The organism is Streptomyces sp. Je 1-79, from assembly GCF_025195125.1.
Taxonomy (GTDB): Bacteria; Actinomycetota; Actinomycetes; order Streptomycetales; family Streptomycetaceae; genus Streptomyces.
In genome coordinates this window covers 72,888-98,261 of record NZ_JAMGSL010000001.1, presented here as the reverse complement: position 1 = coordinate 98,261, position 25,374 = coordinate 72,888, and the positions used below count along the sequence as shown (strand labels likewise).

Sequence of the window (25,374 nt, the reverse complement as noted above, 5' to 3'; positions counted from 1 at the left end):
AAACGTTACGGCGCGCGTGGGGGATCTCAGGGCTTGAGGCTGCTGACGACGTTGGCGGTGGCGGCGACCCCGTTCTGGATGGTCGGCGCCATGCTCGTGCCCGCGAGGAAGAAGCCGAGCAGGGCGCAGACCAGCGCGTGGGAGAGCTTGAGGCCCCCGCTGCGGAGGAAGATCACCGCCAGGACGAGCAGCAGCAGTACGACAGAGACGGATACGGCCATCGCCCACACCCTCCTTGCGCCGCGCCGGAATCGCGGCGTTCGGCCGCCAGTGTGGCGCAGCGGGAGCGCCGTCCGGCCGTACGGCATGTCTGCCGAACGGGTGAGATTCACCGTCGGCGGTTCAGGAAGCCCCGAGTCGTCGTGCGCGTGCGCCTGCGGCGACGGTCCCGGGCACGCAGTCGGACCACTCGACCGTGCGGTCGCACCAGCGGTCGAGGAGGACGCGGTCGTGGCCGACCGCGAGCAGGCCCGCGCCCGATTCCGCGCGGTACGCCTCCACGGCGGCGACCAGGGCCGCCGTCGTCGAGGCGTCGAGCATGGCCGTCATCTCGTCGCACACCAGCCAGCGCGGGCGCAGCACCAACGCCCGTGCCAGACAGGCGCGTTGCAGCTGGCCGTCGCTGACCTCGTGGGGTCGGCGCGCCAGCAGGTCCTCGGTGAGACCGACGGCCGGGGCGAGCTCGGCGAGCCGTCCGGGGACGTCGGCGCGGCGGCCGCCCGCCCGGAGCGGTTCGGCGATCAGATCGCGCAGGCGCAGCCGCGGGTCGGCGGACATCCGGGGCTGCTGGAACACCACGCCGATCGCGGTCCGCAGACCGCGCGGCGCGGCGTGGCGCCAGCCCCGCACCACCTCCCCGTCGACGGTGACACGACCGGCTTCGGGCCGGTGGAGCAGTGCGGCGACCCGGGCGAGCGTGGACTTCCCGCACCCGCTCGGGCCGAGCAGGCCCACGGAGGCGCCCGGCGCGAGGGTGAGCGAGGTGTCGACGAAGACGGGGGCACGGCGGTCGTAGCCGGCGGTGACGGAGTCGAGTTCAAGCACGGGGCACTCCTGGTGCGACGGGAGCGAGGGGGCTGTCACCGGCCGCCGGGCCGGTACGGGCGGGGACGATCCCCCGACGGGGCTCACCGGGGACGAGCCGCACCGTCGGCCGCCCGGTGGCGGCGGTGCGACCGGGAGCGGCGGTGCGACCGGGGGCGGCGCGTCGGCGGGCGCGGGGGGCGTCACGCATCGGGGGCCGCGCCTCGGCGGGCGCGGGGGGCGTCACGCATCGGGGGCCGCGCCTCGGCTGGCGCGGGGGGCGTCACGCATCGGGGCCCGTCCCTCCGGGTGGTGGCAGGCCACCCCCGCGAGCGGCTCCGGAAGCGTGTCGCAGGCCTCCGTCGCGCGCGGGCACCTCGGGGCGAACGCGCAGCCGGCCGGGAGAGCCGTCAGCTCCGGGGACATACCGGGGATCGGGGTGAACGCGCGCTCGGGCAGAGCGTTCAGCAGCCCCCGGGCGTAGGGGTGGCGCGGGCCCGGCTGCCCGAAGAAGCGGTGGGCGGCGGTCGTCTCGACGATCCGCCCGGCGTACATCACGGCCACCCGGTCGGCGATGCGCTCCGCCGCGGCGAGGTCGTGGGTGATGAGCAGCAGCGCCCGCCCGTCGTCGGCGTGGCGGCGCAGTTCGTCGACCGTCCGCTCGACGAGGTCGCGGTCGAGGCCCGTGGTCGGCTCGTCGGCGAGGAGGAGCGGCGCGTCGCCGATCAGGGCGAGCGCGGTCGCGGCACGCTGCGCGAGGCCGCCGGAGAGTTCGTGCGGGTACCGGTCGAGGTGACCGGCCGGGAACGCGGCCCGTTCCGCGGCCGCCTCGGCCGCCGCCCGGCGCTCCCGCCGCGCGGCTCCGGTCAGCTCGCGGACGGACTCCTCCAGCTGGGACCGCACGGTCCGCACGGGGGTGAGGTGGGCGGCCGGGCTCTGCGGGACGAGACCGATGCGCCGTCCCCGTACCGTACGGGCCAGGGTCCGCTCGTCGGCGGCGAGCAGGTCGACGCCGACGAGCAGCGCCGTGCCGGCCGTCTCGGCGTTGCCCGGCAGGAGGCCGAGGAGCGCGGAGGCGAGCACGGACTTGCCGCAGCCGCTCTCGCCGACGAGGGCGAGGCACTCCCCCGCCGCCAGGTCGAAGTCGGCGTCGGTGACGGCGGCGACGTGGCGTCCGCCGCGCATCCGGAAGCGGACGGAGAGCCCGCGCACGCTGAGGACGGCCTGCCCTGCGCGTTCGGCCGTGACCGCTTCCAGGGCGCGGGCGACACGGGAGTCCGGGGCGTTCACAGCATCAGCTCCGATCGGCGGCGCGGGTTGAGCCGGTCCCGCCACGCTCCGGCGAGCCCGGCGATGGCCAGGGTCGGCACGATGAGGAGCAGACCGGGGAAGAGCGTCGGCCACCAGTCGCCGGCGAGCAGCGAGGAGCGCGCGGACTGGACGAGGTTGCCGAGGCTGGCCTGGTGGCTGGGCAGACCGAGGCCGAGGAAGGAGAGGGCGGACTCGTGCCACATGGCGTGCGGCACCATCAGGACGGCGGCGAGCCCGGCCTGCGGCAGGACGGCGGGCAGCAGATGGCGTACGGTCACCCGCCACCGTGAGGCGCCGCCGGAGATCGCCGCGTCGATGTACGGGCGGGAGCGCAGCGAGAGCACCTCGGAGCGGACGATCCGGGCGGTCGACAGCCAGTGGGTGAGGGCGACGGAGACGATGACCGGCCACACCCCCGGCCGGAACATGGCGACGATGAAGATGCCGAGCAGCAGGTGCGGTACGGAGGAGAAGGCGTCGACGATCCGCATCACGACCCGGTCGGTCCAGCCGCCCAGGGAGGCGGCCGCCGCGCCGACGGCGGTGCCGATGACGGTGGCGACGAGCGCGGCGACCAGGCCGACGAGGAGCGAGATCCGCAGTCCGTAGACGCAGCGCAGCAGCAGGTCGCGGCCGACGTCGTCGGTGCCGAAGGGGTGCTCCCAGGACGGGGGCAGGAGCTTCAGCGAGAGTTCGACGGCCTGTTCGTCGAGCTGGACGAGCGGTGGGACGAGGAGGACGGCGAGGAGGACCGCGCCGACGATCCCGGCGGAGGACCACAGGCGCAGTCGCCGGGTGCGCGCCTCAGCCATCGAAGCCCACCCTCGGGTCGGCGAGCCCGTACAGCAGGTCGGAGAGGAGGTTGCCTAGGAGGACGGCGGCGGTGGCGAGGACGGTGAGCGCCGCGAGCAGCGGGAAGTCGACGGAGGTGGCGGCCTGGACGGTCGCCGCGGCGATTCCGGGCCAGCTGAAGACGGTCTCCACGAGCAGGGCTCCGGTGATGAGTTCGGGGACGCGGGAGCCGACGAGGGTGAGCATGGGGAGCATTCCGGAGCGCAGGGCGTGGCCGAGCAGGACGGTCCGGTCTCGCAGACCACGCGCGCGTGCGCCGCGTACGGGGTCCTCTTCCATGGCGTCGCCGACGCCCTGGCGGACGTAGAGGAAGAACCAGGGCAGCTGGGAGATGCCGAGGACGAGCGCGGGCAGCACGAGGTGGCTCGCGACCTGGTCGAAGGTGACGGTGTCGCTCGCGGTGTCGGTGAGGCCGCCGGCGGGCAGGGCGCCGAGCTTCAGGGCGAAGAACCAGATGGCGAGCAGCCCGAGCCAGAAGGAGGGTGCGGCTTCCAGGGTGTACGCGGCGGAGCTGACGGCCCGGTCGAGCAGGCCGCCGCGACGGCGGCCCGCGAGGACGCCGAGGCCGGTGCCGAGCGCGATGGCGATGAGGAAGGCAGTGGTGGCGAGGAGCGCCGACCAGCCGATCCGTTCGGCGATGACGTCGGCGACGGGCTGGCGCATGACGCTGGAGTCGCCGAGGTCGCCGTGGAGCGCCGAGGTGAGCCACTCCCACCAGCGGGTGGTGAGGGGCCGGTCGACGCCGAGGTTGGCGCGGAGCTGGTCGAGGTTCTCCTGCGAGGCGGTGAGTCCGGCGGTGCCGGCGTAGGCCTTGACGGGATCGAAGGGGGAGGCGTCGGCGACGGCGAAGACCGCGAAGGTGACGGCGAGGAGAACGGGGACGGCGAACAGGGCCCGCCGTCCCGTCATCCGGGCCATGGCCCCCCAGGGGAGGCGTCGGCTCACTTCGCGGCGCCCTTGGGCTTCCAGGTCTCGACGTTCCACCAGGGGCCGGACGCGAGGCCGTGGTCGTGCGGCTCGGTCTGGGTGGTCAGGCCGTCCCAGCTGTCGTTCACCACGTAGAGGTGGTCGATGTGGGTGAGGAAGGTGTAGCCGGGGTTCTTCACCAGTTCGCGCTGGACGATGTCGTAGGCCGCGCGCCGCTTCACGGGGTCGTCGGTGCGGCGGCCGTCGACCAGGGCCTTGTCGACGGTCTTGTTGTCGTACCAGGCCATGTTGTTGAAGCCGTCGCCGCCGAGGCTGGAGGTCAGCAGCAGGTACTGGTCGAAGTCCGGGTCGCCGGGCGAGCCGCCGCCGGCGAGGACCGCGTCGGTCTTCATCCGCGGCTCGATGACCTCCCAGGTGCCGCCCTGGGTCTTGACGGCGATGCCGGCCTTCTTGGCATCGGAGGCGTAGGCGAGGGCGTGGTCCTGGCGGAGCTTGTCGCCGGAGAGGTACCAGAGCGGGAACTCGGCGCGGACGCCGTTCTTCACACGGACACCGTCGGGGCCGGGCTTCCAGCCCGCCTCGTCGAGGATCTTCTTGGCGGCGTCGAGGTCGTGGCGGCGCTCGGTGCCCTTGGCGAACCACTCGCTGTCGGTGGGTACGGGCCCGTAGGCGGGCTTTCCGGCGCCTTCGAGGATCTTGTCCACCATGGCCTGCCGGTCGACGGCGACGTCGAGGGCGCGGCGGACGGCGGTGTCCCCGGTGACCTTGTTGTGGGTGGGGAGCGTGACGGTGCGGTAGTCGTACGTCTTGGCGGCGTACGTCTTCTTCGCCTTGTCGCCCTTGAACCCGGCGGCGAGGTTGGGCGGCAGGATGGCGCCGTCGAGGTCACCGGCGCGCAGCCTGGTGGCGCGGACGTCGTCGTCCTTGATGATCGCCATGGTGAACTTCTTCACCTGCGGGGCGCCGCCCCAGTAGGTGGGGTTGGCCTTGAAGCTGAGCTTCTCGCCCTTGGACCAGTCGGTGAGGACGTACGGGCCGGTGCCTACGGGCTTGGTGGTGAAGGCCCCGGTGTTGACGTCCTGGCCGCCCGCGACGTGTTCGGGGGCGATGGCGAGGACGGTGCGCTCGGCGAAGGGCGCGTAGGGGTACTTCAGGGTGAAGACGACGGTGTCCTCGCCGACGGCCTTGACGTCCTTCAGGGCGTCCAGCTCGGTCTTGGAGGGGTTGTTCGTCTTCGGGTCGAGCACGGTCCTGTAGGTGAAGACGACGTCCTTGGCCGAGAAGGGCTTGCCGTCGCTGAACGTCACGCCCTTGCGGAGCTTGTACGTGTACGTCAGCCCGTCCGCGCTCACCTGGGGCAGCTCGGCGGCGAGGGCCGGGCGGAGCTGCAGGCTGTCGTCGAAGGCGAGGAGCCCGTCGAAGATCTTGGAGTTGCCGTCCTTGCCGTAGCCGAGGAGGGGGCTGAGCGTCTCGGGCTCGTAGGCGATGCCGACGACCGCGGAGTCCTTCGGACCGCCGGAGCCCGCGGCGGTGCCGCCCGGGTTCGAACAGGCGGCCGCGGTGAGGGCCATCGCTCCGGCCAGCGTCGCGGCGGCCACGCCGCGTATGGATCGGGCGGTCATCGTGCCCACACCCCTCTTCAAGATCAACTGTTGTTGCGAACGACTCGCAATTAAACAGTATGTAAAGGGGTGCGGGCACAAGGGCCCCTTACTTTCCCGTCATGCGGGCGCCGGGAGGCCGACCAGGGCGGCGATCGCGTCCTGGTGCCGCCCCGCCGAACCCAGGGCGATCTGGTCCGACTTGGCCCGCTTCAGCGCGAGGTGGGCGGGGTGCTCCCAGGTCATGCCGATGCCGCCGTGCAGCTGCACGCACTCCTCGGCCGCGTGGACGGCGACCTTGGAGCAGTACGCCTGGGCGACGGCGACGGTCAGCGGCGCGTCGGGGCTGCCGGCGGCCAGCGCGTCGGCGGCGGCGCGGGCCGCCGCCCGGGCGTTGACGACCTCCAGCCAGAGCTGCGCCATGCGGTGCTTCAGCGCCTGGAAGGAGCCGACGGGCCGGTTGAACTGGTAGCGGGTACGGGTGTGGCGGACCGTCTCCTCCAGGCACCACTCGGCGAGCCCGAGCTGCTCGGAGGCGAGGAGCCCGGCTCCCGCGAGCAGGCCGCGCCGGACGGCCGCGCGGGCCGTGGCGGCGTCCGCGAGGCGGGTGCCGGAGCCGGCGTCCGTGGTGACCCGGGCGAGCGGCCGGGTCAGGTCGAGCGGGGTCTGCGGCTCCACGGTGGCGTCGGCCGCCGGTACGGCGTGGAGGCCGTCGGCCCGTTCCACGAGGAAGACGTCGGCGAGGCCGCCGTCGGCGACCCCGTTCACGGTGCCGGTGACGGGCGGCTCGTCGTCGGGGGCCGTGGACAGCGGCTGCGCGAGGACGGCGACCGTGCGGCCGGCGGCGAGACCCGCGAGCAGCTCGGCGACCGGGGCGCTCTCGGTGTCCAGGGCGAGCAGGATCTCGGTCGCGACCACCGCGCTGGTGAGGTACGGCGCGGGGGTCACCGCGCGCCCCAGCTCCTCCAGGACCACGGCGGCCTCGCGGTGGCTCGCGCCCTGTCCGCCCAGCTTCTCGGGGACCAGCAGTCCGGCCGCGCCGATCTCGCCCGCGAGGGACTTCCAGAGGCCGGGGACGTACGGGTCGCCGCTCTCGATCCCGCCGAGGACCACACTCGGGTCGGCCCGGTCGGTGAGCAGGGAGCGGACCGCGGCCCGCAGGTCGTCCTCGGTGTCGGAGTAGAGAAGGTCAGTCATCGCGCGAGGTCCTTCCAGGCGACGTCCTTGTCGTTGCGGGGCTCGGCGGGCAGGCCGAGGACGCGTTCGGCGACGATGTTGAGCAGGACCTCGGTCGTACCGCCCTCGATCGAGTTGCCCTTGGAACGCAGATAGCGGTACCCGGCGTCGCGGCCGGTGAAGTCGACGAGCTCGGGGCGGCGCATGGTCCAGTCCCCGTACAGCAGCCCTTCCTCGCCGAGCAGTTCGACCTCCAGGCCGCTGACCGCCTGGTTGAGGCGGGCGAAGCCGAGCTTCATCGCGCTGCCCTCGGGCCCCGGCTGCCCGGCGACGAGCTGCTGGCGCAGCCGTTCCCCGGTGAGGCGGGCGACCTCGGAGTCCACCCAGAGGTCGAGCAGCCGCCGGTGGAGGTCGTGGGTGCGCAGCTCGGGGCGTTCGCGCCAGGTCGTGGAGACCGGGCCGATCATGCCGCCCTCGCGGGGGATGCGGGCGCCGCCGATCGAGACCCGCTCGTTCATCAGGGTGGTCTGGGCGACCCGCCACCCGTCGCCGGTCTCGCCGAGCCGGTGGGCGTCGGGGATACGGACGTCGGTGAGGAAGACCTCGTTGAACTCGGCCTCACCGGTGATCTGGCGCAACGGCCGGACCTCGACGCCCGGGTCGCTCATGTCACAGATGAAGTACGTGATGCCGCGGTGCTTGGGCAGGTCGGGGTCGGTGCGGGCGATGAGGATGGCCCAGCGGGCGACATGGGCGCTGGACGTCCACACCTTCTGGCCGTGGACGATCCAGTCGCCGGTGGCCTCGTCGCGGACGGCGCGGGTGCCGAGCGCCGCGAGGTCGGAGCCCGCGCCGGGCTCGCTGAAGAGCTGGCACCAGACCTCCTCGCCCACCCAGAGCGGCCGGATGAAGCGCCGCTTGACCTCCTCGGAGCCGTACGCGAGGAGGGTCGGCGCCGCCATGCCGAGGCCGATGCCGATCCGGCGCGGATCGTTGTCGGGGGCGCCTGCGGCGGCGAGTTCGGCGTCCACGACGGCCTGGAGGGAGCGCGGGGCGTCGAGCCCGCCGAGGCCCTCGGGGTAGTGCACCCAGGCGAGCCCGGCGTCGAAGCGGGCGCGCAGGAAGTCGGTGCGGTCCGTGGTGGCGGGCGGGTGCTCGGCGAGCAACCGACGTGTGCGGGTGCGCAGTTCGTCGGCGTCGATCGCGGTGGCCATCACGCGGCTCCTTCCGGCAGGACGACGAGCCGGCCGGTGGTGACGCCCTCGCTGACGCGCTGCACGGCGTCGGCCGCGCCGGCGAACGGGACGCGCTCGCTGACCAGCGGCTTGATCAGGCCCTTGGCGGCGTATTCGGTGAGCGTCTCGTGGCAGTGCAGGATCGCCGCCGGGTCCTTGAGGTTGTAGAGGCCCCAGTGGAGTCCGACGACCGAGTAGTTCTTGACGAGGGCGTGGTTGAGGGCGGCCGACGGGATGACCCCGCTCGCGAAGCCGACCACCACGATCCGTCCCTCGAAGGCGACGACCTTGGTGGACTGGGTGTAGGCGTCGCCGCCTACGGGGTCGTAGATCACGTCGGCACCGCGGCCGCCGGTGGCCTCCTTGACGGCGGCGATGACGTCCTCGGAGCGCCGGTCGACGACGACGTCGCAGCCGAGTGCCCGGGCGACCTCGGCCTTGTCCGCTCCGCCGACGACGCCGATGACGGTGGCGCCGACGGCCTTGCCGAGCTGGACGGCGGCGCTGCCGACGCCGCCGGCCGCGGCGTGCACGAGCAGGGTCTCGCCCTCCTTGAGGGCGGCGCGGCGGTGCAGGCCGAACCAGCCGGTCTGGTATCCGATGTGGAGGGCGGCCGCCTCGGCGTCGTCGAGGGCCTCGGGGGCGGGCAGCACGGCCGCCGCGTCCGCCACCGCGTAGTCGGCGAAGCCGCCGTACGGCAGGGCGGGGGTCGCGATGACCCGCCGGCCGTCCTCGGTCTCGCCGCAGATCTCCACGCCAGGGGTGAAGGGAAGCGGCGGCCGGACCTGGTACTGGCCCCGGCAGAGGAGGGCGTCGGGGAAGTTGACGTTGGCGGCGCGGACCTTGAGGAGGAGCTGCCCCTCGCCCGGTGTGGGCGTCTCCACCTCGTCGAGCTGCATCACCTCGCCCGGCTCGCCGTTCTCGTGCACTCGCCATGCCTGCATCGCGGTCCTCCACCAGCCGTCGTCCGTACTGCGCGGTCGGTCGCATACTAAGCGGTCGCTTGTGGCTGGTGGAACCATGTGCCGCGGACTTCTTGCACCCGGGGCCGGGCCTCACCCCGCGCGGCCCCTTCCCTCAGGACTGCTTCGGCCGGGCCCGTACGTGCATCCGCTCGCCCTGCGGACCGAAGAGACTCAGGAACTCCACCGGCCCGTCGGGCGTGGGGCCGAACCAGTGCGGGACGCGCGTGTCGAACTCGGCCGCCTCCCCCGCCCCCAGCACGACATCGTGCTCACCGAGGACGAGGCGCAGCTTCCCGGACAGGACGTAGAGCCACTCGTACCCCTCGTGGACGCGCGGGTCCGGATTCTCGTACGGCTTCTCCTGCACCACCTTGTACGCCTGGAGGCCGCCCGGCTGGCGGGTGAGCGGGAACATCGTCCGGCCGTGGCGCACGATCGGCTTGGCCCGGACCCGGGGGTCGCCGACCGGCGGCGCGCCGACGAGCTCGTCCAGCGGCACCTGGTGCGCGCGGGCGATGGGGAGGAGCAGCTCCAGGCTCGGCCTGCGCTGCCCGGACTCCAGCCGGGAGAGCGTGCTCACGGAGATCCCCGTGGAGGCGGACAGGTCCCCCAGGGTGGCGCCGCGGTCGCGCCGGATCCGGCGCAGCCGTGGGCCGACCTCGTTCAGCACGGCGTCGATGCGTTCGTCCCCGGTTCCGGATGCGGCTGGTTCACTCATGACTCCATCATGCCTCGCCTTGCGGAAACGGCAAGAATGTTTGTCAGCCTCCCTCCGCCGGGCAACGCTTGCGGTATGAGCGAACACACGAGCACAGGCGAACCGCCCCAGTACGACGTCGTGGTGGTCGGCGGTGGCGCGGCGGGGCTGAGCGCGGCCCTGATCCTCGGCCGGTCGCGCCGCCGGACCCTGGTCGTCGACGCGGGCGAGCCGCGCAACGCCCCCGCCGCCCATATGCACGGCTACCTCTCCCGGGACGGGATGAACCCGGCGGAGTTCCTGGAGACGGGGCGGCGGGAGATCGCCGCGTACGGGGTGGAGTGGACGACCGGGCAGGTGACGGGAGCGGTACGGGAGATCGGCGACACCGACGGCTTCGTGGTGACCGTGGACGACGGCCGTCTGGTCCGCGCGCGCCGCCTCGTCGTCACCACCGGCCTCGTCGACGAGCTCCCCTCCGTCGACGGCGTCGCCGAGCGCTGGGGGCGGGACGTGCTGCACTGCCCGTACTGCCACGGCTGGGAGGTCAGGGACCAGGCCTTCGGCGTGCTCGCCCACCCTGTCTTCGGCGCCCTTCAGGCGCTGATCGTCTCCCAGTGGTCCCCGGACGTGACCCTCTTCCTGCACACGGCCGGACCGCTTCCCGAGGAGCAGAGCGCCCAGGTGGCGGCGGCCGGCATCGAGGTGGTGGCGGGAGAGGTGGCGGGCCTCGCCGTCGAGGACGACCGGTTCACCGGTGTACGGATGTCCGACGGCCGGCTCGTGGAGCGTGACGTGCTCTTCGTCGGTACGCGGATGACGCCCCGGGACGGCCTGCTGACCGCGCTGGGCGCCAAGACCCAGGAGACGCCGCTCGGGGCGTTCGTCGCCGTGGACGAGACCGGCCGGACGAGCGTGCCGGGCGTGTGGGCGGCGGGCAACGCGATCGGCGCCCAGGAGCAGGTGATCAACGCGGCGAGCGGCGGCTACCGGGCCGGGGTCGCCATCAACATGGAGCTGATCACGGAGGAGCTGGACCGCAGGGTCGCGGCCGCGGGCTGAGGGCGGCTTCGGGCCACTCTCGTGTTGACGGGGCTTCAGTTCTCGCCCGCGACCCGCTATCGATGCGGCATGACGAACGCAGAGACGGAGACGGATCCGCCGGGACTGCCCGCCCCTCCCCCGCTCGGCACGAGCGCGCTGCCGCCGGGGACGTACGAGGGGAGGACGGTCCTGGTGACCGGGGGCGGGTCGGGTCTCGGGAAGGCGATCGCGGCCGAGTTCGCCCGGCTGGGCGCCGGGCTGATGCTCGTCGGCCGGACCGCAGCCCGCCTGGAGGCCGCACGGCGGGAGCTGACCGAGATCGGCGGGGCCCGGGTGGCGACCGCGGCCTGCGACATCCGTGAGCCCGCGGCGGTGGCCGGGGCCTTCGACGCCTGCGAGGCGGCTCTCGGCTCCCGTCCGGACGTCCTGGTGAACAACGCGGCGGCCAACTTCCCCGTACCGGCGGAGGAGCTGTCGCCCAACGGCTGGCGCGCGGTCGTCGACATCACGCTCACCGGGACCTGGTTCATGACCCGCGAGTTCGGCCGGCGCCACCTCGCCGCGCGGACGCCCGGATCCGTCGTGAACGTGGGCGCCTCGTACGCCTGGACCGGCGGCCCCGGCTTCGCCCACTCGGCGGCGGCGAAGGCCGGGGTGAAGAACCTGGTGGAGACGCTGGCGGTGGAATGGGGGCCGTACGGGATCCAGGTCAACGGCCTGGTGCCGGGGCTGATGCCGCACGACGACATGACGGGCGACATCCGGGGCGCGCTCGCGCGGGCACCCCGTCAGGACGCCCGACAGCCCGCCCTGCGCGTGGGGTACCCGCGCGAGCTGGGCTGGGCGGCGACCTTCCTGGCCTCGCCGTACGCCCGGTTCGTCTCCGGTCACACGCTGGTCGTGGACGGCGCGAACTGGCAGCGCCGGGCCCTCGTCAACGATCCCGTGGTGCCGGTGCGCGAACAGCTCGGGCGTGGACGGTTCGGGGAGTGACGCGCGCCGGTCCACCCGGATCGCGCTGGTCCACGCGGATGAACCCGGGCGGCAGCGGCTGCGGGGGCCCTGGAGAGCGGCGAGGATCGGCGAGGGTGGGTGGCCGGACGACCTCCAGACACGGAAAGGCAGGGCACACCACATGCTCGGTACGGACTTCACCAAGGGATCGCCCAGCTGGGTCGACCTGGGCAGCCCCGACACGGCCGTCGCCGCCGCGTTCTACACCGCCGTCTTCGGATGGGAGTTCGCCTCGGCCGGTCCGGAGGCCGGGGGATACGGCTTCTTCCAGCAGGACGGGCGGACGGTCGCCGCCCTCGGTCCGCTGACCGAGGAGGGCGCGAGCAGCACCTGGACGCTGTACTTCCAGACGCCCGACGCCGACGGCACCGCCCAGGCCGCCGAGAGCGCCGGCGGGTCCGTGCGCGCCGAGCCCATGGACGTGATGGACGCCGGGCGGATGGCTCAGCTGACCGACCCGGCGGGCGCCGACTTCGCGGTGTGGCAGCCGGGCCGGACGAAGGGTCTGGAGCGGACCTCCGAGAAGCACACGCTCTGCTGGGCCGAGCTGCACGTGCCCGACCCGCGGGCGGCCCTGGACTTCTACGGGAAGCTGTTCGGCTGGCGCTCGCAGGAGATGGAGGCGCCGGGCATGACCTACCGGGTGCTGTCCACCGCCGAAGGGGACCTGGAGGACACCTCCTTCGGCGGGGTGGCCGAGCTCCAGGAGGGCGGGAACCACGCCCGCTGGATTCCGTACTTCGCCGTCGCGGACGCGGACGACATCGTCGTACGGGCCCAGGGGAACGGCGGGTCGGTCCTCATGCCGGCGGCCGACATCCCGGACGTGGGCCGGATCGCCTGGCTGGCCGACCCCTTCGGAGCCCCGTTCGCCGTGCTGAAGCCCGCCCCGCAGCAGGGCTGACCCGCCGCGGACCCCCGGCGGCGTCTCAGCCGCCCTCGAAGCGCGGGGCACGGCGCGCCGCCTTCGCCGCGTAGCCCTCGCGGGCGTCGTCGGAGGAGAGGGTCAGGGCGGCGGAGAGCGCCGTACGGTCGAGCGCGGCGGCCAGACCCTGGTCCGCGAAGGCGTCGATGTTCCGCTTGATCGCGCGGACCGCGAGCGGCGCGGCGGCCGCGATGGCGGCCGCCGTCTCGCGGGCCGCGCCGTCCAGCTCGTCGCGTGGTGTGACGAGCTGGACGAGGCCGAGCCGTTCGGCGGTCGCCGCGTCGATCCGGCGGCCGGTGAGGGCCAGGTACTTGGCCCAGCCCGCGCCGGCCTCACGGGCGATCCGCAGATCGCCGCCCGCGTCGACGGCGACGCCTATGCCCGCCTCGGGGAGGGCGAAGACGGCGTCCTCGGCGGCGATCCTGACGTCCGCCATGAGCGCGAGCTCGAATCCGAAGCCGAGGCAGTACCCCTGGACGGCGGCCACGACGGGCTGGGGCAGCCGGGCGAGGACCGCGAACCGCTCGTGGACCCAGCGGATGCCTTCGTCGTACCGCCGGATCTTCTCGGCGGTCGTACGGCCGGTGATCCCGCCGCCGGGCGCGGTGACGTCGACGCCCGCGCAGAACGCGCGCCCCTCGGCCCGCACCAGCACGACCCGCACGTTCTCGTCGAAGCGGATCCGGTCGGCCATCAGCCCCAGCTGCCGACTGGCCTCCCAGCTCCAGCCGTTGAGCTTCTCCGGCCGGCAGAGGGTGAGGACCCCGATGCCGTCCTCGACCGTGAGCGTGAGTCGCTCCTCCCCCTCCGGGATCTCCGTGCCGAGCGTGTCGATCACCGCGCACCCCCTGGCTCCTCGTTTCCTGACACCTCGTCAGACGGAAGGTCAGGCTAGGGGGTCGGCACGGTCGAAGGAAGGCCGCCGGCCGGCGTCGGTACGTCGATCCGGGCGGCCTCATCGGATCGCGTCGGCACGACGGCCTGAACGTGCTCGGCGGCCTCGTCAGCGGTGTACGAGGAGGCGAAGGTGAACGCGTACGGGGACGGCCCGCGCTCCCGCAGGTCCGCCAGCCGCTCCATGGCCTCGCCGACGCTCGGGAGGTGACCGGCGGGGACCCACCAGAGCACGAGGTGGGCCTCGACGTGACGTTCGAACCATTCGCGGCGCCGCCGCATCACCTCCAGGTGCCCGCTGCGGTAGGCGAAGTCCCACAGGGCCTCCTGGGTCTCCCACACCGACAGGTTGACGATGACGTCCTCGCCCGCGGGGCGCAGGCCGGTGGCGTCGGCCGCTCCCTCCTCCACGAGCCGCCACACGAAGCCGGGCGCTCCGTCGGCGGCGGCGTTGACCGGATCGAGCATCTCGACGAAGGGCGCGACGCGCGGGTCGTCCAGGGGATGGCGGAGCGTGGCGACGTTGAGCTGGGCGAGGTGGTGAGCGGCATGCGTGGATGCGGTCATGGCCTCATCCCAGCACGTCCTGCTTTTCTATGTCAATCATCGTTGTTTTTAGAAGCCTCGACCACCACACAGCACTCTCCCGGCCGGGCGTCCATGCGGGCGCGGACGGGACCGTCCCCACCGAGCAGCCCTTCCAGCAGCGCGAGGTTCATCCCGCAGACGAGCGGCGGAAAGCGTTCGGCGACGGCGTGGAAGGGACAGTTGCGCATCCGGACGACACCTGCGGCGGCCCCGGTCCCGCCCTCGGCGCTCTCGTCGCCTTGCAGGAACGGTTCGTAGCCGCGGGCGGCCAGCATCTCCATGGCCTCTTCCAGGCCGCCGCAGGGCGCCGACGAGCCGCGCAGGGCCTCGCCCCGGCGGCGCGCGGCCGCGCAGAGTCCGGCGTCGAGGCCGGCCTGCTCGGCCGCCTCGGCGAGCAACTCGGCGGCGGTGCGGTAGTCACGGGCGGGCAGCGACACCGACCGCTCGGCCCGCGCCCGCGTGTACACCTTGGCGGGACGGCCCGCCCCCGGCCCCGAGCGGCCCGTCAGACGGCGGCTGCCGCTCTCCAGCAGCCCGGCCTCGGTCAGCCTGTCCAGATGATGCGCCGCGAGCGTGCGCGCCACCCCGGCCGCCTCGGCGGCCTCGTTGCGGCCGACCTCGCGGCCCTGTGCCGCCACGTACTCGTACAGGCGGCGCCGCACCGGATCCTGCAACGCCGCGATCGCATCGATGTCCTTCACTCCGCCATTCTAGGAACAACACCGGTTGGAGATAGAAGCGCGGGCGTTCCCGAGCGGGCCGTACGGAGCGGGTCGTCCCGGCGGGCCGTTCCCGGCGGGCCGTCCGCGCCGGGCCGTCCGCGCCGGGCCGTTCTCAGCGGGGGAACAGCTCGAAGGCGACGGCCGGCCGGTCGCCGTACCGGGCGGCGTGGCGCCGGTTGTTCCCGTCCAGGAACGTACGGACGTACTCCTCGGGGTCCTGGTCCGTCAGGGCCTCGATGTACGCGCGGTGGGCGAGCAGCGACCGGACGGAGCGCTCGGCGCCGGGCGTGGCGTCGACGGCGTGGGTCGGGGTGTTCGATCCGGCGACCGCCACCCAGCGGACGCCGTTCCACGGCTCCAGGCCCTGCTCGGTCAGTTCCGGGAAGATCCAGCGGTTGCCCGCGTCGCCCGCCGCGTCGAGCGTGGCGCGGCCGACGGCCACGTGGTCCGGGGTGTTCCAGAAGCCTCCGACGGCCGGGCCCCAGGTGTCGCGGTGGTTGAGCGTGATGACGAGTTCGGGGCGGTGCCGGCGGATGGCCGCCGCGATGTCGCGGCGCAGGCCGAGCCCGTACTCGATCACCCCGTCGCGGTGGTCGAGGAACTCCACCGTCGAGACCCCGACCACCTCCGCGCTCGCCCGCTGCTCCTGTTCGCGCAGCGGGCCGCAGGTGTCCGGGTCGAGCGAGTCGATGCCGGCCTCGCCGCGCGTCGCGAGGACGTAGGCGACCTCCTTGCCGGCGTCCGTCCATCCCGCGACGGCGGCGGCACAGCCGTACTCGAGGTCGTCCGGGTGGGCGACCACGGCGAGCGCGCGCTGCCAGTCGCCGGGCATGTCGTCGAGTTGCGTGGTGCTCGTGTCGATCATGCGCGCAGAATACGGCTCCACCGCGCCCGGAGTGTGTCCACCGGGCACCCCTAGACGCTGAGCGCTCCGGACAGGATCACCGAGCGCGAGGCGTGACGGGGGCGGTCCGGGTTCAGTCCCCGCCGGGCCGCGAGCGAGACGGCGAGCCGCTGGACGCGTACCAGGGCTGCCATCGGATCGATGGCGTCGGCGTCGAACAGCGCCCCGGTGGACTCCACTTCGTCGCGCAGGCCGCTCGGCTCCGGTCCGAGGCAGCTCACCAGACTGGTGCGGTCGCTGATGACGATCGGCCCGTGGCGGTACTCCATCGCCGCGTACGACTCCGCCCAGGCGCGCGCCACGCCGCGGAGCTTGTGCGCTGCCTCGTCGGCGAGTCCGACCGTCCAGCCCGTGCCGAGGAAGGTGAACTGGCGGCGCCGCTCCCAGGCCGAGGGCAGCGGTTCGTAGAGGGCGAGTTCGGCGTCGGCGATGGAGGCGGAGAGGTCCACGCCCAGGCCCGCGCGCAGCAGTTGGAGGGCGGTGGTGGCGAACCGGGTCTGGACGACGGAGCGTTCGTCGGCGAAGCCGAGGCCGATGACCCGGTCGGCGTGGTGGGCGGCCCGGCTGTCGGGGACGCTCGTCAGGACGAGGCTCGGGATCCGGCCGGAGGCGCGGGCGAGCAGGGTGGCGACCTCGGTGGTCGATCCGGAGCGGGTGAGGGCGACGATCCGGTCGTAGCCGCGACCGAGAGGGGTCTCGTCGGAGGCCGGGAAGGCGTCGGTCTCACCGGCGCCGAGGGACTCGCGCAGGGCGGCGTAGGCGCGGGCCATGAAGTATGACGTGCCGCAGCCGACGACCGCGATCCGCTCGCCCCGCGCGGGCAGCAGGTCGGCGTGGTCGGCGGCGGTGTCGGCGCCCCGGCGCCAGCAGTCGGGCTGGGTGGCGATCTCGGCGCTGACGTGGGTGGTCATGTCCGGTCCTCTCCTCGGAGCACTCCGTCTCGTCGAAGTGCTCCGGACGAGTTCTATCCGCTGCGCCCCGCGCGCACCATGAGCAATCGGTAGGCACTTCTTGGACTTTCACGCGCGGCCGTGGCGCGGCGCGTCCCGCTCCCCGAGTCCGCGGAGGTCAGAGGTCGCCCCGGGCGAGGGTGAGCAGCCGGTCGAGGACGCGCGGGCCGCCGGCCCGTACGCCGTCGTGCTCGAACTCGTCCGTCACCCAGGTCCGCAGGCCCCGGACGGCGCGGGCGGTCTCCAGCGAGTGGGCGGTGTCGACGTACATGTCGTCGTGGTAGACGGCCGCGGCGACGGGCACCTCGTTGGCGGCGAGCCGCGCGGGGTCGTAGAGCGGTGCCCAGTCGGTCCGTTCGGCGAGGAGGTGGGCGGTCTCGCGCAGCGGGCGCAGGGCGGGGTCGGTCTCGAAGTGCCAGGGGTGGACGGTCTCGCCGGTGAACAGGAGCGGCCCGTCCCCGGCCAGGGTCTTCTCCGCGTCGAACTCGGGGAACTCGGCGCGGACCCGTTCGGCCGCCCAGGCGGTCGGCCCCTGCCCCTGCCCCTGGGCGTAGATCGCCTCGTGGAGCACGGCGTAGAGCGGGTGTCCGGCGTACGAGAGCCTGCTCTGGACGTTCTCCAGGAACGCGTCGGAGAGGGCGGAGCCGGCGGGCGTGGGGACGAAGGCCTCCTCCAGGAGGAGGTGGAGCTCGTGGGTGCCCTCGCCGCTGCCGAGCAGGATGCCGAGGGACTGGAAGGCCTGGGCGGTGAGGAGCCCGCCGTTCGGCAGCGTCTCCGGGCGCTCCAGCAGGTGGGCGGCGATCCGGCGGGCGCGCTCGACGTCCATCGGGTAGCGGGCGTAGTGGGCCTCGACCTTGCGCCGGACACGCGGGTAGGCGGCGCGGTAGACCTCGTCCGCGGTGGCGTGCAGGGAGGGCAGACCGCCGGTGACGAGGGCCGTACGCAGTCCCTCGGGCGCGGCGGAGAGGTAGTGGGTGGCGCAGAAGCCGCCGAAACTCTGGCCGAGCACGGTCCAGGGGGCGCCGCGCGTGAGGCGCTTCCGGATGAGCTCGCAGTCCTTGACGATCGAGTCGGCGCGGAAGTGGGCCAGGTGGTCGGCCTGCTGCCGCGCGGTGCCGCGCAGGGGCAGCGTCTGGCGGTTGGCGGGGGTGGAGTGGCCGGTGCCGCGCTGGTCGAGGAGGAGGACGCGGTGGTCCTGGACGGCCCGGCCGAGCCAGGCCTGCCGCCCGATGAAGCGGCGGGCCCCGAAGCCGGGCCCGCCCTCCAGGTACACCAGCCACGGCAGGTCCTCCGCGGACCTGTCGCTCGCCACCACCTCACGGCCGTAGACCTCGATCTGTTCGCCCGCGGGGTCCGTGTGATCGAGCGGAACGGCGAAGCGGCGGTCGGTGAGGACGAGGCCGGGCTGGCGGTAGCTGGTCAATGCTGCTCCTGTTCGATGCGCCCCCGCCCGCCCAGTGCATCACATGGCCCGGGACGGGGGCGCGTCGAGGTGGTTCAGGAGGTGGGGAAGTCGTCGGCGGACCTGATCCGGTCACGGATCCAGACGCCGGCCTCCTTGAGGGACGAGGTACCGGTCCAGGGACCGTTGCTGTCGCAGGTGCCCTCCTTGAAGACGGCGCCCGAGCGGAAGTCGTCCGAGAAGTTCCAGTTGGTCCAGCTGATCTTCTTGGCGGCCATCAGGTCGATGTACCTCTGGGACATGGCGAAGTCGTTGGCGCCCTCACCGGCGTAGTCCTGGGTGCCGAACTCGGTGACGAACATGGGGATCCGGTCGGCGGCCCGGGAGAGGGCGTTCAGGTACTCGTCGCGGTGGGACATGGCGTAGAAGTGGAACGTGTACATGACGTTGCCCGCGTTGACCGGGTTGTTGACGACCTCGGTCTCGTTCGCGCCGTCCGAGACGCCGAGGGAGGACCAGGCGCGGGTGCCGAGCAGGATCGGGGCGTTGCCGTCGATGTTCCGGATGACCGGGACGATCTGCTCGTGGTAGCTCTTGATCCTCGACCAGGTGACGCCCGAGCCGTTCGGCTCGTTGGCGACCTCGTAGAAGATGTTGCTCTTGCCCTTGTGCCGGTTGGCTATGTCCGTGAAGAAGCGCTTGGCGTTCGTCAGGTTCGCGTGCGGGTCACCCGGGTCGAGCATGTGCCAGTCGACGATCACGTACATGCCGCGCGCCGTGGCCTGGTCGATCAGGGTGTGGGCGAGGTTGGTGAACTTCACCGGGTCAGTCTCGTAGCCGTCCTCCTGGACGTACGTGGAGACGCGGAGGATGTCGGCCTTCCAGTCCGTGGCGAGGGCGTCCAGCGAGCCGTTCGTGAGGCACTGCGGGTACCACTGGGTGCCGTGGCTGGACATTCCGCGCAGCTGTACGGGCTTGCCGTACTGGTTGCAGAGCTTGGTGCCGCAGACGGTGAGCTGGCCGTTGATCCCGACGGGGGTGTCGGCGACCGGGGGCGCCGTGGCGGTGTCGACCGTGAGGTGGTCGACGTTGGGGCCGCCGCCCGCGGTGGTGGCGGTGGCGCGGACGGTGTTGGCGCCGGCCTTGAGGGTGGCGGTGACCGTCGTGGTGGTCCAGCTGGTCCAGGCCCCGGTGCCGGCGAAGGCCTTGCCGGAGGCGGCGACGACCCCGTTGACGGTGATGTCCATGGGCCGGTTGGTGGTGGTGCCGTTGGCGTAGCGCAGGGTCAGGGTCGCCGGGCCCGCCTGTGCGGCGTTGACGTTCCACTGGACGTAACTGCCGACGGCGTTGTCGTAGTTGACGAATCCCGTGCCGCTGAAGCCGGCGTGGTTGGACTCGGCCACGCCCCGCGAGACCGTGGCGGTCTCCGCCTCGTGGGTGACGGGGGCCGCGACCGCGGTGGGCGATGCGGCGGAGAGGCCGAGGAGGAGTGCGGCCGCGGCGGTGCCCGCGGCACCCAGGGAACGCAGCCGGAGACGTGCCGATCGTGCCGATGTCATGGGGGTCTCCCGGAACGATGGATTGGAAGGAAACTTTCCTAACGGATGAATAGCAGTCCGGAGGAGAGCCTCGCAAGGGTCATGACAAGAGACGGTGTTCAGCGGGCTGTCGGCCCCCGGACGGTCCCGGCCCCCGTGCGCGGGGCCCCCGCGCCTCCTAGCGTGGATCCATGATCCGGTTCGAGCAGGTCGGCAAGGTGTACGCGGACGGCACGACGGCGGTCGACGGACTCTCCTTCGAGGTGGCCGAGGGCGAACTGGTCACCCTGGTCGGCCCTTCGGGCTGCGGCAAGACGACCACGATGATGATGGTCAACCGGCTGATCGAGCCGACCTCCGGACGGATCATGGTCGACGGGGAGGACATCGCGAAGGTCGACCCGGTCAAGCTGCGAAGGAATATCGGATACGTCATCCAACAGGTCGGGCTCTTCCCGCACCGGACGATCCTCGACAACACCGCGACCGTGCCCTCGCTCGTCGGATGGAAGAAGGCGAAGGCCCGGGCCCGCGCCGCCGAACTCCTCGACCTGGTCGGCCTCGACCCGAAGGTCTACGGCGCCCGCTATCCGGCGCAGCTCTCGGGCGGTCAGCGCCAGCGCGTCGGCGTGGCCCGGGCCCTCGCCGCCGACCCGCCCGTGCTGCTGATGGACGAGCCGTTCGGCGCCGTGGACCCGGTGGTCCGCGAGCACCTCCAGAACGAGTTCCTGAGCCTCCAGGCCACCGTGCGCAAGACGGTCCTCCTGGTCACCCACGACATCGAGGAGGCGGTCCGGATGGGCGACCGGATCGCCGTCTACGGACAGGGCCGCATCGAGCAGTTCGACACCCCGGCGGCCGTGCTCGGCACACCCGCCACGCCCTATGTCGCCCAGTTCGTGGGCGCCGACCGGGGTCTGAAGCGGCTCTCCGTCACCACGATCGAGCCGGACGACCTGGAACAGCCGTCCGTGGCACGGCTGGACGAGCCGGCCCCGGACGCGGCGGCCCGGCTGCGGGCCGAAGGGGCCCGCTGGGCGGTCGTCCTCGGCACGGACGGCGACCTGCACGGCTGGGTGGCAGCGGACGCCCTCGCGCTCGCGGGCCAGGAGGGCACGGTCGGCGACCTGGCCCGCCGGATGGAGGCCTGGGTTCCGGTCGGTACGCCGCTGAAGCAGGCGTTCAGCGAGATGCTCCAGCACGACGCGGGCTGGGTGGCCGTGCTCGACGGGACACACTTCCTCGGCGTCCTCACCCCGGCGAAACTCCACGAGGCACTGCGCCGCTCGGTGGACGCCGACGCGCAGGGCGTGGCACGGGACGAGGTGGAGTTCGACTCGGTCGCCGACGCGTGAGGCGGCCGTCCGGTCAGCCGCCGGGGATGAGCCTCTTCTCCTGGAGGTAGGTACGCGCGACGTCCTCCGGGAGGCGGCGCCAGTTGTCCACCTGTTCGTTCATGTTCGCCAGATCGGCCGTGGTCAGGACCGTGTTGAGCCGTCCCAGGGCCGTGGTGGCGCCCTCGCTCCCGGCCCGGGAGCGGTTGACGACGGGGACGATGTGATCGGCGTTCTGGAGGTGCTTGTCGTCGGCGAGGAGCACCAGGCCGAACTCGTCGAGCGTGGCGTCGGTGGTCGTCGTCAGGACCATCTGGTCCGCACCGCTCTGCACGGCCTGCTTGGCCTGGGTCGTGCCCACGCCCTTCGGGTCGACGGCGGTGATGTCGATGCCGTACGTCTCCCTCAGACCGGGTGCGCAGTACGGTCGCTTGACGCACTCGTCGCCCGCCGCGAGCCGCACGGGCAGCTTCGCGTCGCCCAGGTCGCTCAGGGTCTTCAGCCGGTGCTCGGTGGCGTACGCGCGCGTGACGGCGAAGGCGTTCTGGTCGACGGCCCGGCCCGGGTCGAGGACGGTCAGTCCGCGGGGTCCGGCGAGACCTCGCAGGGCGGTCATCGTGGTGGTCAGATCGGGCGAGCCGACCGTGGGCGCCTCGGGCCCGTTGGCCTTGGCGTTCAGCCAGTCGGCGAAGGTGGCCGCGTACTCCGGTACGACGTCGATCTGGCCGCTCTCCAGAGCCGGCTCGTAGATCTCGCGGTTGGTGACCGAGAGGATCTTCGTGCCGTAGTCGGCGTCTTCGAGCAGCAGCGCGTACATCTGGGCCAGCAGATCGCTCTCGGTGAAGCCGGCCGAGCCGATGGTGAGATGACGGCTGTCGCCGGGCGGGGCGGTGACCTCGCCCTGGTTCTCCAGGGAGGGGCCCGTGGAGCAGCCGGCGAGGGCCAGAACCGCCGTCACGACGACGGCCGGCGCTCCCGTCCGGCGGCTCCGCGTCCTCACCCCGCGCTCCCCCGCGCCCATGCCGGGGCGAGGCGCTGCGCGCCCTCGAAGACGCCCTCGACCACCAGCGCGAAGAGGGCGACCAGTACCGCGCCCGCGACGACCTGCGGGGTGGAGGCGAGGTTGAACCCGGCGGTGATGATCCGGCCGAGGCCCCCGCCGCCCGCGAGCGCGGCGATGGTCGCGGTGGCCACGAGCTGGACCGCGGCGATGCGGACGCCGGTGAGGATCAGCGGGAGCGCGAGCGGCACCTCGACCCCGAAGAGCATCTGCCGGCCCGTCATTCCCATCCCCCGGGCGGCCCGTACGACGTCGGCGTCGACGCCGCGCATGCCGACGTACGCGTTGGTGAGCAGCGGGGGGATCGCGAAGAGGACGAGGGCGATGATCGTGGGCCACTCCCCGTACGCGCCGATGGGGCTGAGCAGCAGGAGGACGAGGACGGCGAAGGTGGGCACGGCGCGGCCGACGTTGGAGAGGTTGACGGCGAGGGCCCCGCCCTTGCCGAGATGGCCGAGGACAAGCGCGACCGGGAGGGCGATCGCGCAGCTCAGCACGAGGCAGACGGCGGTCAGGAAGAGGTGCTCGGCGAGGCGGTTCCAGACCCCGTTGTCACCGGACCAGTTGGCGGCGGTGGTGAGCCAGTCCCAGGTGGCGGAGAGGGTGTTCACGCGGCCTGCCTCCGGGTCCAGGGCGTGAGGAGCCGCTGTGCGCCGAGCAGCAGCAGGTCGGCCGCGACGGCGATGATCACGCAGAGGACGGAGGCGGTGAGGACCTGCGCCTTGAAGTAGGTGTTCATCCCGGCGTAGATGAGGTTGCCGAGGCCGCCGTGGCCGACGATCGCGCCGATGGTGACGAGGGAGACGGCGGAGACGGTGGCGATGCGCAGGCCTGCCATCGAGGCGGGGAGCGCGAGCGGCAGCTCGACGGTGAGCAGCAGCCGCACCGGCCCGTATCCCATGCCGCGCGCGGCCTGCCGGGTGTCCTCGGGGACGGCCCGGAGGCCGGCGAGGATATTCCGTACGAGCAGGGTCAGCGAGTAGAGCACGAGTCCGGCGATGACGATCGAGGCGCTGAGTCCGTAGACGGGCAGGAGCAGCGAGAACATCGCGAGGGACGGGATCGTGTAGAGGATCGTGGTGACCCCGAGGACGGGACCGGCGGCCCAGCGCCAGCGGCGGGCGGCGACGGCGAGGGGGACGGCGAGCAGCAGGGCGAGGGCCACGGAGACGAAGGTCAGCTGCAGGTGCTGCACGACGGCGTCACCGAGGATCTCGCTCCGGGAGGACAGATAGGCGCCGCAGATCCACTCGTTGCGCGCGAGGCAGTCGTCGGGAGGCGCGGTCATCCCCCCATTGCAGGCGGGGCCCGCTCGGGTCGCACTCCGGGCGGGCCGTTCGGGCGCCGCGCCCGGGAAGGCCGCCCGCCGAGCGGCCGGGCCCGTTCTGTGGCCCGCCCCAGCCCGGACGCCCTCGGCTCTGTCGCCCTAGCCGGGATACGGCTCGTGAAGGTCGTCGGGCCGGGGTTCGTGCTCCTCGCGCAGGGCCTGTTCGCTGCGCTCCTTGAGCTGTTCGCCCTGCTCGCGGAGCCTGGCGGCCTCCTCGGGGTCGGCGCTGCGCCGGGCCCGCTGGAGAAGGTTCTCCGCCTTGTCACGCTGGTACTGGGCATGGGCGTGAGCGCCTTCGCCCTCCCTGCGGCTCTGCTCTCCCCCGCCTTCGCGCGCCCTGCTGTCGCGTCCGGTCATGGCACACCTCCTCGGCGTGCGGCTTCCCGCGCCGCGCGGGGGAAAACCCGGCAGCCTGTACCCCGCGCCGCGCGGGGGAAAACCCGGCCCCTCGCTCGGGGCCGGGCCGTCGCCGTACCGCTCGCTACTCCTGGATGAGGGAGAGGACGTTGCCCGCCGGGTCGGTGAACCAGGCGATCCCGGCCGGCCCCCCGGGCACCCTGACGACGCCCTTCGCGTCGTGCTCGAAGTCCGGGTAGCGCTCCAGGCTCACGCCCCGCTTCACCAGCTCGTCGACGGCCACCTCGATGTCGTCCACGGGGAAGTTCAGGATCGTGAAGGACGCGGGCGTGTGGTTGTCCTTGGGGTAGACGAAGACGTTCGCGCCGCTTCCCAGCTTGATGGTCAGCATCCGCATGTCGCCCTCTCCGGTCTCCTCGACCTGGAGGCCGAGGGTGTCGCCGTAGAACTGGCGGGCCTTGCCGAGATCGTCGACCGAGAAGCCGCTGAACGCCTTCGACTGTCCGAACATGCCGGTGTCTCCTTCGCGTGTGCCGTTCGGGATTTCCGAGGGCACACCCAGCGGACCACCATCCGGACGCCCGCCACGCGGGCTGACGTCCGGATGGTCGCCGCCCGTCACCCTCAGGGAGCGATCGGCAGCCGGCGCTTGTGTTCGGTGAGCTCGTAGCGGCGGACGATCGTGGCGAAGGCGGCCTCGGTGACCGGCTCGCCCTCCAGGAAGTCGTCGATGTCGTCGTACGTGACACCGAGCGCGTCCTCGTCGGGCTTGCCCGGGTCGAGGGTCTCCAGGTCGGCCGTCGGGGTCTTCCACACCAGCTCGGCGGGGGCGCCCAGGGCCTCCGCGCAGGCCCGCACGCGGCGCTTGGTCAGACCGGTCAGCGGGACGACGTCGGCGGCGCCGTCGCCGTACTTGGTGAAGAAGCCGGAGACCGCCTCCGCCGCGTGGTCGGTGCCGACCACGAGACCGTCGTGGGCGCCCGCGACGGCGTACTGGGCGATCATGCGCTGCCGGGCCTTGATGTTGCCCTGGACGAAGTCCTGGTGGTGGGCGTCCCGGAAGGTCACCCCGCCGGCCAGGGAGGCGTCGAGCGCGGCGTCGCTCGACGCCTTGACGTCCACGGTCAGGACCCGGTCCGCGGCGATGAACTCCAGGGCGAGCTGGGCGTCCTTCTCGTCGGCCTGGACGCCATAGGGCAGGCGCATGGCGTAGAAGGTGGCGTCGTGGCCCGCCGCGCGGGCGCGCTCCACGGCGAGCTGGCAGAGCCGGCCCGCGGTGGTGGAGTCCACGCCGCCACTGATGCCGAGGACCAGGCTGCGCAGTCCGGTGGAGGTGAGGCGCTCGGCCAGGAAGGCCACCCGGCGCTCGATCTCGACGAGGGGGTCGAAGGTCGGGGACACCTCGAGTTCCCGGGCGATCTGCTGCTGCAGGGCGGTGGACGCCACGTCGGTCACGGAGTGCTCCTCGGGATGGTGCGACGGTACGGGGGCGGGCGCGGGGTCCGGTACGCCGGTCAGGCGCTCGTTC

27 protein-coding genes are annotated in these 25,374 nt (G+C 72.9%); 4 read left to right on the top strand and 23 right to left on the bottom strand.

Annotated elements, in window-relative coordinates:
- Positions 1-26 precede the first annotated feature (26 nt).
- From M5362_RS00425 to M5362_RS00380, 10 genes are all read right to left on the bottom strand, one after another.
- Complete coding sequence (locus M5362_RS00425) at positions 27-221, bottom strand: hypothetical protein (RefSeq protein WP_260225172.1); 195 nt, start codon at positions 219-221, stop codon at positions 27-29.
- Positions 222-342: 121 nt separating this feature from the next.
- Positions 343-1,044 (bottom strand): ABC transporter ATP-binding protein, encoded by a 702-nt coding sequence (locus M5362_RS00420; RefSeq protein WP_260225171.1) that lies wholly within the window; start codon positions 1,042-1,044, stop codon positions 343-345.
- Between the two features lie 222 nt (positions 1,045-1,266).
- Positions 1,267-2,313: an ABC transporter ATP-binding protein gene (locus M5362_RS00415; RefSeq protein ID WP_260225170.1), complete on the bottom strand. Its 1,047-nt coding sequence runs from the start codon at positions 2,311-2,313 to the stop codon at positions 1,267-1,269.
- Positions 2,310-3,146, bottom strand: a complete 837-nt coding sequence (locus tag M5362_RS00410) for an ABC transporter permease (protein ID WP_260225169.1) — start codon at positions 3,144-3,146, stop codon at positions 2,310-2,312. Before M5362_RS00410 ends, M5362_RS00415 begins: the two co-directional genes overlap by 4 nt.
- Positions 3,139-4,104, bottom strand: a complete 966-nt coding sequence (locus M5362_RS00405; RefSeq protein ID WP_260225168.1) for an ABC transporter permease — start codon at positions 4,102-4,104, stop codon at positions 3,139-3,141. Before M5362_RS00405 ends, M5362_RS00410 begins: the two co-directional genes overlap by 8 nt.
- 23 nt (positions 4,105-4,127) lie before the next feature.
- Complete coding sequence (locus M5362_RS00400; RefSeq protein ID WP_260225167.1) at positions 4,128-5,735, bottom strand: ABC transporter substrate-binding protein; 1,608 nt, start codon at positions 5,733-5,735, stop codon at positions 4,128-4,130.
- 99 nt (positions 5,736-5,834) lie between these two features.
- The gene (locus tag M5362_RS00395) at positions 5,835-6,911 is read right to left on the bottom strand and encodes an acyl-CoA dehydrogenase family protein (RefSeq protein WP_260225166.1); all 1,077 of its coding nucleotides are present in this window, start codon (positions 6,909-6,911) and stop codon (positions 5,835-5,837) included.
- On the bottom strand, positions 6,908-8,104 hold the full coding sequence (locus M5362_RS00390; RefSeq protein ID WP_260225165.1) for an acyl-CoA dehydrogenase family protein: 1,197 nt from the start codon (positions 8,102-8,104) through the stop codon (positions 6,908-6,910). The genes M5362_RS00395 and M5362_RS00390 overlap by 4 nt, the downstream gene beginning before the upstream one ends.
- Positions 8,104-9,069, bottom strand: coding sequence for an NADPH:quinone oxidoreductase family protein (locus M5362_RS00385; protein WP_260225164.1), 966 nt, complete (start codon positions 9,067-9,069; stop codon positions 8,104-8,106). The genes M5362_RS00390 and M5362_RS00385 overlap by 1 nt, the downstream gene beginning before the upstream one ends.
- A gap of 133 nt (positions 9,070-9,202) precedes the next feature.
- The gene (locus tag M5362_RS00380) at positions 9,203-9,808 is read right to left on the bottom strand and encodes a helix-turn-helix domain-containing protein (RefSeq protein WP_260225163.1); all 606 of its coding nucleotides are present in this window, start codon (positions 9,806-9,808) and stop codon (positions 9,203-9,205) included.
- 75 nt (positions 9,809-9,883) lie between these two features.
- Between M5362_RS00380 and M5362_RS00375 the strand changes: the two genes are divergently transcribed.
- The 3 genes from M5362_RS00375 to M5362_RS00365 all read left to right on the top strand — a co-directional run bounded on the left by M5362_RS00375 (position 9,884) and on the right by M5362_RS00365 (position 12,749).
- Positions 9,884-10,849 carry an NAD(P)/FAD-dependent oxidoreductase gene (locus M5362_RS00375; protein ID WP_260225162.1) on the top strand — a complete coding sequence of 322 codons (966 nt, stop codon included), beginning with the start codon at positions 9,884-9,886 and terminating at the stop codon, positions 10,847-10,849.
- Positions 10,850-10,918: 69 nt separating this feature from the next.
- Entirely contained in the window at positions 10,919-11,824 is a 906-nt protein-coding gene (locus M5362_RS00370; protein WP_260225161.1) for an SDR family oxidoreductase, read from the top strand.
- Positions 11,825-11,966: 142 nt separating this feature from the next.
- Complete coding sequence (locus tag M5362_RS00365) at positions 11,967-12,749, top strand: VOC family protein (protein WP_260225160.1); 783 nt, start codon at positions 11,967-11,969, stop codon at positions 12,747-12,749.
- Between the two features lie 25 nt (positions 12,750-12,774).
- Here M5362_RS00365 and M5362_RS00360 read toward each other — a convergent pair whose 3' ends face one another.
- From M5362_RS00360 to M5362_RS00330, 7 genes are all read right to left on the bottom strand, one after another.
- Positions 12,775-13,608 carry an enoyl-CoA hydratase/isomerase family protein gene (locus M5362_RS00360; protein ID WP_260225159.1) on the bottom strand — a complete coding sequence of 278 codons (834 nt, stop codon included), beginning with the start codon at positions 13,606-13,608 and terminating at the stop codon, positions 12,775-12,777.
- Between the two features lie 53 nt (positions 13,609-13,661).
- A complete protein-coding gene (locus tag M5362_RS00355; RefSeq protein ID WP_260225158.1) occupies positions 13,662-14,231 on the bottom strand; it encodes a DUF3291 domain-containing protein in 570 nt (189 codons plus the stop codon).
- A 32-nt stretch (positions 14,232-14,263) separates the two neighbouring features.
- A complete protein-coding gene (locus tag M5362_RS00350) occupies positions 14,264-14,953 on the bottom strand; it encodes a metalloregulator ArsR/SmtB family transcription factor (protein WP_260225156.1) in 690 nt (229 codons plus the stop codon).
- A gap of 133 nt (positions 14,954-15,086) precedes the next feature.
- Positions 15,087-15,839, bottom strand: a complete 753-nt coding sequence (locus tag M5362_RS00345; protein WP_260225155.1) for a PIG-L deacetylase family protein — start codon at positions 15,837-15,839, stop codon at positions 15,087-15,089.
- A 50-nt stretch (positions 15,840-15,889) separates the two neighbouring features.
- A complete protein-coding gene (locus M5362_RS00340; protein WP_260225153.1) occupies positions 15,890-16,789 on the bottom strand; it encodes an SIS domain-containing protein in 900 nt (299 codons plus the stop codon).
- Positions 16,790-16,946: 157 nt separating this feature from the next.
- Positions 16,947-18,251 carry an alpha/beta hydrolase gene (locus M5362_RS00335; RefSeq protein ID WP_260225152.1) on the bottom strand — a complete coding sequence of 435 codons (1,305 nt, stop codon included), beginning with the start codon at positions 18,249-18,251 and terminating at the stop codon, positions 16,947-16,949.
- A gap of 74 nt (positions 18,252-18,325) precedes the next feature.
- Entirely contained in the window at positions 18,326-19,789 is a 1,464-nt protein-coding gene (locus M5362_RS00330) for a cellulase family glycosylhydrolase (RefSeq protein WP_260225150.1), read from the bottom strand.
- Between the two features lie 170 nt (positions 19,790-19,959).
- Between M5362_RS00330 and M5362_RS00325 the strand changes: the two genes are divergently transcribed.
- Positions 19,960-21,123, top strand: a complete 1,164-nt coding sequence (locus M5362_RS00325; protein WP_260225148.1) for an ABC transporter ATP-binding protein — start codon at positions 19,960-19,962, stop codon at positions 21,121-21,123.
- Between the two features lie 13 nt (positions 21,124-21,136).
- On the opposite strand, the gene M5362_RS00320 is transcribed toward M5362_RS00325, so the two are convergent.
- The 6 genes from M5362_RS00320 to nadE all read right to left on the bottom strand — a co-directional run bounded on the left by M5362_RS00320 (position 21,137) and on the right by nadE (position 25,301).
- Positions 21,137-22,123, bottom strand: a complete 987-nt coding sequence (locus M5362_RS00320) for an ABC transporter substrate-binding protein (protein WP_374214381.1) — start codon at positions 22,121-22,123, stop codon at positions 21,137-21,139.
- Positions 22,099-22,773 (bottom strand): ABC transporter permease, encoded by a 675-nt coding sequence (locus M5362_RS00315; protein WP_260225146.1) that lies wholly within the window; start codon positions 22,771-22,773, stop codon positions 22,099-22,101. The genes M5362_RS00320 and M5362_RS00315 overlap by 25 nt, the downstream gene beginning before the upstream one ends.
- On the bottom strand, positions 22,770-23,450 hold the full coding sequence (locus M5362_RS00310) for an ABC transporter permease (RefSeq protein ID WP_260225145.1): 681 nt from the start codon (positions 23,448-23,450) through the stop codon (positions 22,770-22,772). Before M5362_RS00310 ends, M5362_RS00315 begins: the two co-directional genes overlap by 4 nt.
- 138 nt (positions 23,451-23,588) lie before the next feature.
- On the bottom strand, positions 23,589-23,846 hold the full coding sequence (locus M5362_RS00305) for a DUF6381 family protein (protein ID WP_260225143.1): 258 nt from the start codon (positions 23,844-23,846) through the stop codon (positions 23,589-23,591).
- 124 nt (positions 23,847-23,970) lie between these two features.
- Positions 23,971-24,357 (bottom strand): VOC family protein, encoded by a 387-nt coding sequence (locus M5362_RS00300; protein WP_260225142.1) that lies wholly within the window; start codon positions 24,355-24,357, stop codon positions 23,971-23,973.
- A 113-nt stretch (positions 24,358-24,470) separates the two neighbouring features.
- The gene (gene nadE, locus M5362_RS00295) at positions 24,471-25,301 is read right to left on the bottom strand and encodes an ammonia-dependent NAD(+) synthetase (RefSeq protein ID WP_260225141.1); all 831 of its coding nucleotides are present in this window, start codon (positions 25,299-25,301) and stop codon (positions 24,471-24,473) included.
- Positions 25,302-25,374: the final 73 nt, after the last annotated feature.

Bases quoted from the DNA above. Each gene is read 5' to 3' on its own strand.
- M5362_RS00355 (WP_260225158.1), bottom strand. From the start codon at position 14,231: ATGACCGCATCCACGCATGCCGCTCACCACCTCGCCCAGCTCAACGTC.
- M5362_RS00365 (WP_260225160.1), top strand. From the start codon at position 11,967: ATGCTCGGTACGGACTTCACCAAGGGATCGCCCAGCTGGGTCGACCTG.
- M5362_RS00400 (WP_260225167.1), bottom strand. From the start codon at position 5,735: ATGACCGCCCGATCCATACGCGGCGTGGCCGCCGCGACGCTGGCCGGA.
- M5362_RS00370 (WP_260225161.1), top strand. From the start codon at position 10,919: ATGACGAACGCAGAGACGGAGACGGATCCGCCGGGACTGCCCGCCCCT.
- M5362_RS00405 (WP_260225168.1), bottom strand. From the start codon at position 4,104: ATGGCCCGGATGACGGGACGGCGGGCCCTGTTCGCCGTCCCCGTTCTC.
- M5362_RS00375 (WP_260225162.1), top strand. From the start codon at position 9,884: ATGAGCGAACACACGAGCACAGGCGAACCGCCCCAGTACGACGTCGTG.
- M5362_RS00305 (WP_260225143.1), bottom strand. From the start codon at position 23,846: ATGACCGGACGCGACAGCAGGGCGCGCGAAGGCGGGGGAGAGCAGAGC.
- M5362_RS00325 (WP_260225148.1), top strand. From the start codon at position 19,960: ATGATCCGGTTCGAGCAGGTCGGCAAGGTGTACGCGGACGGCACGACG.
- M5362_RS00320 (WP_374214381.1), bottom strand. From the start codon at position 22,123: ATGGGCGCGGGGGAGCGCGGGGTGAGGACGCGGAGCCGCCGGACGGGA.
- M5362_RS00330 (WP_260225150.1), bottom strand. From the start codon at position 19,789: ATGACATCGGCACGATCGGCACGTCTCCGGCTGCGTTCCCTGGGTGCC.
- M5362_RS00345 (WP_260225155.1), bottom strand. From the start codon at position 15,839: ATGATCGACACGAGCACCACGCAACTCGACGACATGCCCGGCGACTGG.
- M5362_RS00310 (WP_260225145.1), bottom strand. From the start codon at position 23,450: ATGACCGCGCCTCCCGACGACTGCCTCGCGCGCAACGAGTGGATCTGC.
- M5362_RS00385 (WP_260225164.1), bottom strand. From the start codon at position 9,069: ATGCAGGCATGGCGAGTGCACGAGAACGGCGAGCCGGGCGAGGTGATG.
- M5362_RS00300 (WP_260225142.1), bottom strand. From the start codon at position 24,357: ATGTTCGGACAGTCGAAGGCGTTCAGCGGCTTCTCGGTCGACGATCTC.
- M5362_RS00395 (WP_260225166.1), bottom strand. From the start codon at position 6,911: ATGACTGACCTTCTCTACTCCGACACCGAGGACGACCTGCGGGCCGCG.
- M5362_RS00410 (WP_260225169.1), bottom strand. From the start codon at position 3,146: ATGGCTGAGGCGCGCACCCGGCGACTGCGCCTGTGGTCCTCCGCCGGG.
- M5362_RS00425 (WP_260225172.1), bottom strand. From the start codon at position 221: ATGGCCGTATCCGTCTCTGTCGTACTGCTGCTGCTCGTCCTGGCGGTG.
- M5362_RS00340 (WP_260225153.1), bottom strand. From the start codon at position 16,789: ATGACCACCCACGTCAGCGCCGAGATCGCCACCCAGCCCGACTGCTGG.
- M5362_RS00380 (WP_260225163.1), bottom strand. From the start codon at position 9,808: ATGAGTGAACCAGCCGCATCCGGAACCGGGGACGAACGCATCGACGCC.
- M5362_RS00390 (WP_260225165.1), bottom strand. From the start codon at position 8,104: ATGGCCACCGCGATCGACGCCGACGAACTGCGCACCCGCACACGTCGG.